This is a genomic window from uncultured Campylobacter sp. (assembly GCF_938040115.1).
In the GTDB taxonomy this organism is placed as follows: domain Bacteria; phylum Campylobacterota; class Campylobacteria; order Campylobacterales; family Campylobacteraceae; genus Campylobacter_A.
Genome location: NZ_CALHXD010000028.1, coordinates 1 through 12398, shown reverse-complemented (window position 1 = coordinate 12398; position 12398 = coordinate 1). Strand labels below are relative to the sequence as shown.

Here is a 12398-nt window from a genome sequence, read left to right as displayed (position 1 = left end):
GTACCAGCACCGGCTTGGCCGAGAGTGCATTGGCCTGTATGGTCTTTTTGATTTCATTCATAGATAAAGTTATCTTGTTCAATGTTTTTTTTATATTACATGCAATTTGCTCAAATATTCTAGTCGGTACTGCTTCCCCAATGCAGTGTCTGATATTAAGTTCTTCTTTTTTTAAAAATTTTATTTTTTCTTCATTAGTCAAATTATTTAATGCTTCAAAATCAAGACTTGTCCATTTAAAGTCGTTAGGAATTGTCATCATAAGCATCAACTCTCTTATGCTAAAAACCCTATTGTCGCTTGGATGAATAGTGTTTTGACTAGCCAGAATATCATTTCTTGTATGAATACAAGGCCCAACCCTATTCCAATACCATCTTGCATATTTATCACCATTCTTATTTTTGTTCAATACTATTTTCCCATTGGCAATTTTGTGGGGTATTCTTGCTTGCTCGGTATTGTCAAATGCCGATTCTCCTTCTTTAATAAGCTCAATCCAGGGTAACATTTTTTTATCAAATGTTCGATAAGAGTGATAAATATCATTTTTAGAAATCTCTCCCATTGTTTTTAAAGATGGTAGACTGCCGATTAATTTCTTTAATGTTTTGGCTTCGTGTTTACTAGGGAAGAGCTGATATGGGCTGATATTAACTAAATCTTTTCTTGAGCCAATTACTAAAGTTCTTGTTCTGCTTGATTGAGAGCCATAATCTTTAAAATTTATTACTTTTGATAAGATATTGTACAACCCGCCAAGATTTAATTCAATTGCCTCTTCAATGGTTTTTTCTACATTATCAACATCTGTACAAATTGTACTTAGAAAAGTTCTTACATTTTCAAAAATAAAAAATTTTGGATGAATTTTTTGAACCATCTTAATTGATTCAACAATTAAAGAGTTTCTTTTAATTTCATCACTTTTTTTATGATTTGCAACGGACATTCCTTGGCAAGGTGGAGTTGCAACCAAAACATCTAAATCATTAATATTATTATTTTTTAACTCTTTATAAATTTGATCTTGTATACCTTGTTGGGACAAATCACCAGTAATATACCCAGATTTAAGCTCGCATTTTCTATTAACTTCTTGTATTTTAATTCTTTTTTTTAAATATTCATTAGTTGCAATACATTTAAAGCCCTGCTGTTTAAACCCATAGCAACCAACTCCAGCGCTACTAAATAAACTTACATATGTTAACATATAAAATCCTATTTATAAAAAATAATTTCAACTCCGTTTCTTTCATATTATTTCCTTAACTCTTTTATAACTATATCCTTTTGTCTGTTTAAAATGTATAGCTCCATCCAGCTCTCCACCCAATTAGGAGCCTTTCTCCCATGTCTTGCAGTGGCCCAACCGTTCATTGTCATTTTATTAGTTTTTGAAAGTTTTGCGAATTCATCTTTATTTATACCTGCCTCTTTTAGTTTAAGTAAAAAACTATCATAATTCATTATGTATCCTAATTATAAATTTATTTATTATACACTATTTTACAATCTAAAAGCAAGTATATTTAAGTAAATAACTTATAGAATTGGCATAAAAATCATATAAAAAACTTACAAATTTGTGCCACTCAGAATTTAGTTCTACGTGGCTCATTAGTTTATTGCAATCAAAAATACTTTATCTATTTGGGACAAAAGTTGGGCTTTGGTTGTTGGTTAGAGGATTTTGCTGTAAAATTTGGCATAAATTTAGATATTAAAAAAAGAATTACCTCTAAAATCTTTTAACCAATATCTATCTGTGGGTTTAAATTATTCGCTTACATGCTTTACGATATCTTTTAGCACTAGCGGTATTACGTCGCCGTGTCCTTGCCCTTCGTAGATTTTAAATTCGTATTTGACGCCCGACTTTTTTAGAATTTCAGCTAAATCGGCCGCCTTTAGTATATTTTCTTTGTCCGTTTTGCCCGCTCTTTTTTCTAATTCTCCTACGCTAAGTCTTATAAAGCTCGCCTTTAATCTAATTTTTAGTTTGCCGTCGTTATCTAAGGCGTCCTTTATAATTTTTGAATCTCCCCACCAAAGAGACGGAGAGGCTATAAAAAACTCATCAAATATACCGTCGTTTTGTAAAAGCGAATAAACTAAAAATAGTCCGCCAAAAGAGTGGCCGTAAAATATTTTCTCGCTATTTTTTATATCGTATTCTTTGTCTGCAAACGGCATTAACCGCTCTTTTATAAATTTATAAAATTTGTCCGCATTGCCGCCTTGCTCGTATTCACCGCCTTGGGCTAACGGCGTTAAGTCCTTTGTTCGCCTTGCGGTATCGTAAGCTAGCGGCGTATCGTATCCGACGCCTATGATAAGCGGTACATTGTCGTTTGAAGTAAAATCTTTAAATAAATTAAGCAACACGGAAAATTGCGCATTTGCATCGAGCATAAAAATCGCTTTTGGATAAACGTTGCGGTTTTTCGGTACGGCTTGAAAAATTTTATATATTTCTCCGCCTGCACTTTCTAGTATGGAGTATTTGACATCAAAAAGCCGATAAACGCTTTCATCTATCGGCTCTATGTACTGAGTAGGCTTTGCGCTGGCTACACCAATCATAATCAAAGCTCCCAAAAATAATTTAACAATCCTTACCACTTCGCGCTTACCTTAAACCAAAATCTCCTGCCCTCTTCAGGATACCAGTAGTAGTTGCCGTCATCGGCCATTCCCTCGTCGTAGCGGATATTATCAAAGATATTGTAGGCGGTCAAATTTAAGCTTAAATTTTTATTTACCTCCCAGCTGGCACCCAAATCGACGGTAAAAAGCTTTTTATCGTTTTCGCTTACTTTATTGCCGGGACCGAATTTGACGCTGGTTAGCTCGCTCTCGTAGTTTGCCCCGGCAAAGGTGCTCACGCTTGCGATAGGCTTATACGTTAGCATCAAATTTGCCGCGTGCTCTGGAGTTGCGGTCAGAGATTTGCCGTCTAGTCGGCTAAGGTTGGTCTGGCTAAATTTGACCGGACCGTTTGGGGTATTGATCGTCGGATCGCCGGTTTTGATTTTGGAGTTGTTGTATGTGTAGTTGCCGCGCAAATTTAGATTTTTTAGTATGTCGTAGTCTGCGCTAAGCTCGATGCCCCAGACGTCTGCACCGTCGATGTTAAAGTAAGTTCCCCAGCCCGGGCAGTTTACGTGCGGAGCCGTAGCGCACGAGCCAAATGCCGGAATACGGTTTATGCTGCTGCCGTCGGTATCTAGGATTTTATCTTTAAACTCGTTTCTAAATAGAGTAACCGAACCTCTAAAATCATCGCCGCTATCGTAGTAAGCGCCGATTTCATAAGTTAGGCTCTTTTCGGGTTTTAGGTCTGCGTTACCAAAGTCTACGATCCTCCAGCCGCCTTGTATGGTGCCGACTTCCGGCGAGATCTGATTGACGTTCGGCGTTTTATATCCTGTCGCTACGCCGCCTTTTAGCGTCCAGTTGTCGCTTAGATTGTAAACTAGATACGCACGCGGCGAGAGATGATCGTCGAAAAATTCGTTATGAGTGAAGCGGCCGCCCAGCGTCAAATAAAGCTTGTCGTCTAAAATTTCCCACTCGTCTTCTAAAAATGCCGCATGCTCTTTCATAGAGTAGGCTTTTGGGTTTCGCAGCACGCTTCTGCTCGAATTTGATACGATAAATGTGGTTTTAACCGTCTGTTTGCTGAAATCATAGCCGAAAGTTAGCGTATGCGAATCTAGGAAGGTGCTAAATTTGGAGTTAAAGTTGTGGTTTTTGACATCGGCCGGCGTTAAGCTATCAAAGAGGCTCGTTCGCTTCGTCTGATCGTAAATGTAACTCACGTCGGCATTTAAATTTTCAAAATTTCCCAGATATCCTACTCCATAGCTATCTTTTTTGTAGTCGTAGCTATTTAGCAGCCTATTTGTCCTTACGGTTGCCGTCTTGCCGACGGTCCTTGAGTATTCGTGGCGTTCTTGGGAGGCTAGGAGGTAAAATTTATTGTATTCGTCGGGCGTGATCCATAGTTTGGCGCTAAAGTTTTTCTTATCGCTTTCTTGATAGCCGCCCGGATAGCTATCCTCATCGCGTAACTTTTTGTAGCCCCAGAGCTGAAGACCTACGTACTCGCTAAGAAGCGGAAAGTTAAGATAAAAGTCCGCTTGGCGCTGCGAGCCGATGCCGCTATGAGCCTGCGCGATACCGGATATACTCACGGAGCCGCTAAATTTATCGAAATTTTTCTTAGTGATGATATTTATGACACCACCCACCGCATCGCTACCGTAAAGCGAGCTCATCGGTCCCCTGATGATCTCGATGCGTTCTATCGCCTCAACCGGCGGGATAAAATTTGAGTTCATATCGCCGGCACCGCCTTTTGGATTGGCCGCGCTTGAATTTACTCTTTTGCCGTCTATGAGAACTAGCGTTTGCGAACCTTCCATGCCGCGGATCGAGATACCGCTGGCGGGTCCGTCCTCGCCGCCTATAACGCTAACTCCCGGAGCTTTTGAGGCGATAGAGTGAAGCGAGGTGAAGCTATCTTTTGCCAGGTCGTCATTTTTTACGATTGATATGCTGGCGGGTGCGTTTTTAATACTTTGCGAAAAACCGCTAGCAGTGACTACGACCTCTTCTAAATTTATATTATCTACGGCTTGTAAATTTATTGCGCATACGAGCGAAACGATAGGCGCAAAAGCTTTATTTTTTGAAACAATCATATAAAATCCTTTAGAATACTTAATATTGATTTAAGTTATCAATCTTTCTTCGCGAATAATAACTAATATGGAATAAATTTAATATTAATTATCGTATACAGATAGAATTTGCCGCCAAAGACTAGATGGCTAATTTAATAAGATGGGTTTGAGTCAATTTTAAGCTTATAAAGGTATGTTAAATTTGAAATTTTATCCATCCCGCAGTCAAAGCCAAGTCATTGGCACTAAGTTTTTAGCTTTTGAGGCGTGATGGATGAAGCGGTTTTAAAATCAGTAAAAACGATAGGATAATCTATCGTTTTTTACGTTTTAATTAAAAATTATAGTGAAAATTCACCATAAACGACCTCTCGTCGCCTAGCCTCGAGCTTGAGCGCCAGTATTTTTTATCAAAGAGATTGTTTATCGCTAGCGTCATTTGCGCATGCTCGGTGAAGCTATATCCCGCACTCACGTCCACTCTGGCAAAGCCCGGCAAGTGCTGTTCTTGGATTCTACCGCCGCTAGTAGAGTAGGAGTAGCGTTTGGAGTAGCCGGTAACGCCGCTTTCTACGTACCATTTGTCGGCGTTTACGTAGCGTAAAAAGACATTGCCCTGCCAGCGCGTGGTTTCATTTAGATTAAGCCCTTCGTTTAGCGGGTTTGAGTTGTCTTTAGTAACCTTAGCGTTCGTGTAGCCAAGCGAGCTACGTAGGTATAAATTCTCGTAAATTTGTCCTAGCACGTTTAGCTCGATACCGCGGCTACGCTCCTTACCGCGAACTGCCCAAGTATATGGGTCGTTTGTAGGGTCTGGCTGATAGCGGATATTTTTATGTTCGATCTGAAACACCGCGATGTTTGAGCTAAATTTATTATCCGCCCAAGTGCTTTTTAGTCCGATTTCGTACTGGACGTTGTTTTGCGGTTTTAGATCAAGCTTTGACGTATCTTCGGTGCTGATGCCGATGTTGCCTCTACCGCCGTAGGGCGCAAAGCTCTGCGAATACGAGACGTAAGCGGTGTGATCGGTCGCAAAGTCCCATAAAAAGCCGACTCTAGGACTAAACGAGTCGCCGGTGTAGCTGTTTGTTTGGCCTCTTATGTTTCTGGTTTTAAATTTATAAAAATCAAACCTACCGCCGAGCATTAATCTATACGTGTCGTCAAGGCTGATTAGATCCTCGAAAAACACGCCGTGATTGATCGCGCGGTGTTTGTTATCGGTCGTAAACGGGACGTTTCTGTTTGACGTCCAGCTGCCCCTAGATGCGTACGGGTCTATATCTTGCATATGGGTTCTGCTATACCAGAGCCTTGGATGGCGAGTTTCGACGCTGTTATCGTAGCCGACTGCGATGTTGTGCTTAAATCTCTCGAAATTTAGCTCCTTGGTGAGCGTAAAGGCGTTTGAGATAGTTTCGTTATCCGTCTCTTGCTTTGCGTAGTTTTGTCTTAGTCTGTTGCCGCTAACGATACTGCCCGCAAAAAAGTGGTCGAAATTTTGGCTAGCTTTTCTGTATCCGAAAACCCATTTTAAATTTAGCTCTTTTGCTAGCTCGGCATTTAACTCCGTGCGGAAAAAGTGCAACCTATCCTCCACGAAGTCACCCTCGTGAGAAAAGCCCTTTTTGTAGTCGATACCTAGCTTATCGTAGACGGCTTTGGTCGGAGTTCTATCGGGTACTCGCCAGGCATTGTCGTACGTATACTGCGCCTCGAAGCTTACGTCGCCGCTTTGGTTGGTTACGATGACGCTAGGGCTTATCATAAAATTTTTATATTTTATGCCTTCGCGCCACGATTTACCGCGCTCGCCGTCGGTAGTTAGGCGTACGGCTAGTTGATTATTTACTGCGTGGTTTACATCTGCGCCAAGCCCCCATCTGCTCCAGCTGCCGTATCTACCCGAGACCTTATAAACAGGGGTAAAATTTGCCTTTTTACTGACTAAATTTACAACCGCGCCGCCGTCGCTCCTGCCGTATAGGATAGAAGCTGGTCCTTTTAAAATCTCGACGCGCTCGACGTTTGCGGTACTGCGCCTGATCTGACCCGAGTCTCTCACGCCGTCTCTGTATATATCTCCGCCGTCTACGCTAAAGCCTCTTATTTTTATACTCTCGCCGCGCATGTCGTAGCCCGCGTCGATGCCTGCGTTTCCTTCGAGGATGCTTGAAAGATCGTTCGTGCCGTAGTTGCGATTTTTTTGGATATCGATAGTTTCGATGGTTTGAGGCGTTTGCTTGTTGCTAAGTCCGTTTCTGTTTACTTCCGCGCTATCGTAGGCGACGTAGCCTTTTAGGTTATCTTGCTCGGAAATGCCTTCGACTTCTACGCTTGGAAGCATCACCGAGTAGCCGTCCGTCTTTGTGTCTGCAACGGCAAAAGTAGCTAAAATAGCGACTGAAGCAAAAATGCTAAGTCTCATTATTCTCCCTTGATTTTAAAATAAAAATGAGATTATATATCAATAATACTTAAATAACTATTTGTAAACTATTTTATTATATTACTGGTCATTTCGTATAGCATGTTTTATCGCTTGAGCAGAGGTTAATTTTTAAAATCTGAAAAGTAATGCATTTTAAATTTGTGATCTTAAAACTTAAGGAGACTATTCTTATTTTTTAATGTTCGTGATATTTGCGAGGGAACAATAATTTTTTGAGATTTTATGTAAAAACATGTTAAAATTACAAACGGCTTAAATTTTTGCTACATAAATTATTTACTAAAAACCTTATTTTTAATCATTGAAAATCATTATATATTTCTGTATAATTGCCCGTTAATAATTTTTAAAGGAGTTTAAATGCAAAAGCAAATCGCGCTTAGTTTAGCGCTTGCGGGCGTTTTAGCTGCCGCGCAAAACGAAGTAGAGCTAAAATCGCTAGAAGGCGTAACCGTCACGGCGCAAAGATCATCTCAAAGCGTAGACGAGATAAGCAAAAGCGTCTCGGTAGTAGATAAAGAGACGATAGAAAGAAAGCTCGGCAAAAGCGTACCCGAGCTAATCAGCGAGGCGCCAGGAGTCTCTATCGTAAACGAAGGCATGGACTCTGGTACCGTAAACGTGCGAGGCTTTAGCTCGTCTGATTACCGCGTGCCGATGTTCGTAGACGGGCTTAGATTTAGAGGTAGGCCGGCGTTTGAGTATTCGATATTTACGCCCGATCAAATCGAAAGGATAGAGATAATAAGAGGTCCTGCTAGCACGCTTTACGGCACGGATGCCTTTGGCGGCATAGTAAATTTAGTCACCAAAAGAGCTAGCGGAGACGTGCACGGCGACTGGGCACTATCTGATACGTATCTAAGCACCCAGTATCAAAGCGCGAACAAAGGCGTGCAAAACCGCTTACAACTCGGCGTAGTCGGACACGGGTTTGACGCATTGCTCGGCTTAAACTACAAACACGGCAAGGACTACGACACTCCTGCGGGCAAAATCCCAAATACGAGGTATAATTACCGAAGCCTTGATTTTAAAGGCGGATATAGCTTTGCCGATTTTCATAGGCTTGAACTTGTAACTAGATACACCGAATCAGAGCGCGGCGTAGTCGGTACGGCGGTCGGCGCTCCCGGAACGGCAAATAAAAAAGGCTTTCAAAAATACATAAAAGAAGCGCCTCTTAGAGAAAAATACGTAGCGCTAAACTACGAAGGCAACATAAACGACAAATTTATATTAGATTCTAGCTTGTATTACAGAGAGCTTTATACGCACCTAAATATAAGGCCGTATATCGGAGCTATGTCGCCTAGACAGGTCGATAACTACGTAAACGGTCCGAAAGTTTACGGCGGTAAATTTATCGGCAAATTTATAGGCGACAGCCTAACCCAAACCTACGGCGTAGATTTTTATTACGAGGACTGGGATAGCGTGTATCAAAGCGTAAACAAAGGCCCTAGCGTACGCAACAGGCTAAGAACCAAACAGCTTGACGTCGCTGGGTTTGGCTTGCTTGAATACGCGTTTAGCAACGACGCGATTTTGAGCGCAAATTTACGCTACGACCGCATAAAAACGTCCTTTGATATGGATAGCTCGATGAGTCCCGCCGTAAAAGCCCTATACGAAAACGCCAACGATAGAAAAGATGGCAGAGCGAGCTACGGACTAGGGCTTATTTACCCTATCGCTCAGGGGTTTGAGTTTGTAGGAAATTTCTCTACTTCGTTTAGAGCTCCTATGAGCGGCGAGGTTGCCCCGATACTTACGTTTTCAGGCAGCGAGGCGTATCTGCCAAACCCTGATCTAAATATCGAAAAAGGCGTCACCTACGAGGCCGGACTTCGCTATACGGATAAGGCGCTTAGATCAAATTTGATATTTTACACGGGAGATTATAAAGACCTGATAGTCGAGCGAAACTGGCAAAGCGGCGGCGTGACCTACTATCAGTCGCAAAACGTAAATAGAGCCAAGATAAGCGGAGCGGAATTTGACCTCGCTTATAAAATTTTATCAAATTTGGAGTTTAAAACAAATCTCGCCTACACGCGCGGTAAAAATAAACAAACCGGCAAACCGCTTCCAGAGATCGCTCCGCTTAGCGGACGCGTGGCCGTTTCTTATTCGCCGGAGTTTTTGGCAAACTCATACATAGAGTATAGCGGCGACTGGGCGGCGAGAAAGACGCGCATAGACGACAGCGTAGAGCGCGAGCGAGCGGGATATTTCGTGCACAACCTATACTTTGGCAAGAGCCTTGGCAAACTAGGCTTTTTAAAAGATTTTAGCCTAAATTTCGGCGTCGAAAATATCTTTGACAAAGAATACGCCCCAAGCCTAAGCTACGAGCTAATCAGCCAGCCTAGAAGCGCTAGCAACCCGCTAATAAATCCAGGCAGAAATTTCAAACTAGGCTTTAAGGCTAGCTTTTAAAATTTAAATTTGCCGAGCGGGTTTTAAATAGGCCCGCTCAAAAGCTCTAAAATTTACAAATTTAAGGATCGAATTTGAAAAAAATCATATCCGTTTTATTGCTACTGGCAGCGACGCTGGGCGCGCTTGAATTTACCGATCAAAGCGGAAACAAACTTCATTTTGACGGTTCGGTTAAAAGCGTAGCTCTGTTTCCGGTGCCGCTGGCTTCGTTTTCTCTTAGCGTCGAAAACAACGTATCTCGCCTAGCCTCCGTCCATCCGATAGCCAAGAAAAACATCAAGCGCGGAATGCTGGGAAAAATGATAAAAGGCGCAGGTAGTATCCCGGCAGGCGGTATAGGAGAGGATTTTACTCCAAACATCGAGGAGCTACTAAAACTATCTCCGGATCTAGTAGTGCAGTGGGGCATGAGAGGCGAAAAGATCATCGAGCCGCTGCGAAAAGTAGGGCTAAACGTAGCTTTGGTAAATTTAAGCGGCACGGAGGAAGACCCTCTTTTTTGGTTTGGGATGCTGGGTAAAATTTATGAAAAAGAGCAAAAGGCGGAGCAAATTTTACAAAATAGAGCCGAGGTAAGAGCTAAGATCGAAAATTTCGTAAAAGGGCTTAGCAAAAAACCGAAGGTTCTTTTTATATTCGGCAGGGATAAAAGCTACGAGGCAGCCGGCGGCGGGACGTATTTTGATTATGAGATCAAGCTAAGCGGCGGAGTAAATGCGGCGAATTTCGGGGGATTTAGAATTTTAAATAAAGAAGAAATTCTCGCTCAAAATCCGGACGTTATCTTGCTTAGCAACTTCGACGAGCTAACTCCGCGGGACTTTTTTAACGATAAAATTTTAAAAAACGTAAAAGCCGTCAAGCAAAAAGCCGTCTATAAAATGCCTCTGGGAGGCGATATGTGGGAGCCGCCTACGGGCGAATCGCACCTGGGCTGGGCGTGGTTTAGCGTGCTGTTTTCGGGAACGGCACATATAAATTTAAAAGACGAGATGAAAAAGAGCTACAAACTCCTCTACGACTACGATCTAAGCGGCGATGAGATAGCTCAAATTTTACGCTTCGACCTAAATGGCGAGAGCAAATTTTACGAGCTTTTTAGATAATGAAAAAATATCTGTTTTTATCGTTTTTTCTAGCTTTTGCGGTTGTTTTTTCGCTGCTTGCGGGTAGGATTTCTATTGACGGGCTAATTGATTATTATCAAAACGACAAAGAGACGCTTTACGCTTTGATATTCGATCTGCGCTTGCCTAGGCTGATAGCGGCGTTTTTGATAGGCGCCAGCCTTAGCGCGGCGGGCGTGATATTTCAGGCGATGTTTGCAAATCCTTTGGTAAGCCCGAATATCCTGGGCGTAGGCAGTGGAGCTGGATTTGGCGCAGTGGTTTGCATTTTAGCCTTCGGTAGTCCCGTAGCCACGCAAATAGGCGCTTTCGTTTTTGGCTTTTTAGCCGTTATGATAGCTTACGCGTTGGGTGTTTTGGCAAACAAAAACTCAAAGCTCATGCTGGTGCTTGCGGGCATCATCACGGGCGCGATATTCGAGGCGCTGATCTCCGCCATCAAATACGTCGCCGACACGCAAGAAAAGCTACCTAGTATCGTCTACTGGCTGATGGGAAGTCTAAGCGCCATCTCATGGAGCGACGTAGCAGCGCTTGCTCCCGTTTGCGTTAGCGGGCTTGTGCTTTTGAGCCTAATGGGCTGGAAGCTAAACATTTTATCCTTAGGCGGCGAACATGCAAGTATTTTGGGCGAGAGTAAATTTTTGGGCTTTATCTTTATCGTACTTGCTACGCTGATAACGGCCGCAAGCGTAGCCATCGCCGGTATCATCGGCTGGGTCGGGCTTTTGATGCCGCATGTTACGAGGCTGATTTACGGCTCCGATAACTCGCAGCTAGTTCCGATTTCTGCGATTTTAGGCGGGATATTTTTGATGCTAACCGACGTCGCGGCTAGAAGCGTGAGCTCGGCTGAAATCCCGCTAAGTATCCTAACCGCGCTTATAGGCGCTCCTATGATCGGCGTCATCATTGTTAAAAAGGGCAAAAGATGGTCTTAAGCGTAGAAAATTTAAGCTTTTCATACGAGCGTAAGCAAATTTTGCAAAATTTGAACCTTAGCCTAAAAAGCGGCGAAACGCTTGCGATTTTGGGCCCAAACGGCATAGGTAAATCTACGTTTTTAAAGATTATTTTAGGACTTTTAAAAGCAAAAAGCGGTCAAATTTTGATCGACGGCCGCGATCATGCCTCTCTTAGCGGCAAAGAGCGTGCCAAACTCGTAGGATACGTGCCCCAAAGCGAAAATATAGCTTTTAGCTTTAAGGTAAAAGATCTGATTTTAATGGGCGTAAACGCAAACGTCGGTATGTTTTCAAGGCCGAGCGCAGAGGATAGGGCGATGGCCGAGGAAGCCGCACGGATAGCAGGCGTTAGCGAGTATTTAAATTTAAACGTAGACGAGCTAAGCGGCGGCATGATGCAGCTGGCGCTTATAGCTCGCTCGCTAGTACTACGGCCTAAAATTCTCGTCATGGACGAGCCTACGTCGTACCTCGACGTTTTTCATCAAAACACGGTTTTAAGCCTAATCAAAAGGCTAAATAGTGAGCAAAAAACATGCGTGATTTTTACCTCGCATCATCCCGATCACGCGCTTGCGACGGCAGATAAAACCTTGCTTTTAAACGGCCCCTTAGGATATGAATTCGGCGCAACCGATCAAATTTTAAAGGGCGAAAATTTAACGAAACTTTTTGGCATAGATTTTATAAATTTAAACGTCGAAGATAAAAG

9 protein-coding genes are annotated in these 12398 nt (G+C 42.6%); 4 read left to right on the top strand and 5 right to left on the bottom strand.

Going from position 1 to position 12398, the window contains the following annotated elements; genetic code table 11:
- The 5 genes from Q0314_RS01260 to Q0314_RS01240 form a co-directional block, all read right to left on the bottom strand.
- Nucleotides 1–1216 (bottom strand): DNA cytosine methyltransferase (locus Q0314_RS01260; protein ID WP_298055626.1); only part of this gene is annotated, 1216 nt, incomplete at its 3' end.
- Between the two features lie 47 nt (nt 1217–1263).
- Nucleotides 1264–1473, bottom strand: a complete 210-nt coding sequence (locus Q0314_RS01255) for an XRE family transcriptional regulator (protein WP_298055623.1) — start codon at nt 1471–1473, stop codon at nt 1264–1266.
- 309 nt (nt 1474–1782) lie between these two features.
- The gene (locus Q0314_RS01250) at nt 1783–2589 is read right to left on the bottom strand and encodes an alpha/beta hydrolase-fold protein (RefSeq protein WP_298055620.1); all 807 of its coding nucleotides are present in this window, start codon (nt 2587–2589) and stop codon (nt 1783–1785) included.
- A gap of 32 nt (nt 2590–2621) precedes the next feature.
- Nucleotides 2622–4712, bottom strand: a complete 2091-nt coding sequence (locus Q0314_RS01245; protein WP_298055618.1) for a TonB-dependent receptor — start codon at nt 4710–4712, stop codon at nt 2622–2624.
- A gap of 316 nt (nt 4713–5028) precedes the next feature.
- The gene (locus Q0314_RS01240; protein ID WP_298055616.1) at nt 5029–7125 is read right to left on the bottom strand and encodes a TonB-dependent receptor; all 2097 of its coding nucleotides are present in this window, start codon (nt 7123–7125) and stop codon (nt 5029–5031) included.
- A 384-nt stretch (nt 7126–7509) separates the two neighbouring features.
- On the opposite strand from Q0314_RS01240, the gene Q0314_RS01235 reads away from it, so the two are divergent.
- From Q0314_RS01235 to Q0314_RS01220, 4 genes are all read left to right on the top strand, one after another.
- Nucleotides 7510–9591, top strand: a complete 2082-nt coding sequence (locus Q0314_RS01235; RefSeq protein ID WP_298055614.1) for a TonB-dependent receptor — start codon at nt 7510–7512, stop codon at nt 9589–9591.
- A 74-nt stretch (nt 9592–9665) separates the two neighbouring features.
- Nucleotides 9666–10700: an ABC transporter substrate-binding protein gene (locus tag Q0314_RS01230; protein ID WP_298055612.1), complete on the top strand. Its 1035-nt coding sequence runs from the start codon at nt 9666–9668 to the stop codon at nt 10698–10700.
- Nucleotides 10700–11662, top strand: coding sequence for an iron ABC transporter permease (locus tag Q0314_RS01225; RefSeq protein ID WP_298055609.1), 963 nt, complete (start codon nt 10700–10702; stop codon nt 11660–11662). Before Q0314_RS01230 ends, Q0314_RS01225 begins: the two co-directional genes overlap by 1 nt.
- On the top strand, nt 11653–12398 hold a 746-nt coding region (locus Q0314_RS01220; RefSeq protein ID WP_298055608.1), incomplete at its 3' end, for an ABC transporter ATP-binding protein. The genes Q0314_RS01225 and Q0314_RS01220, both read left to right, overlap by 10 nt.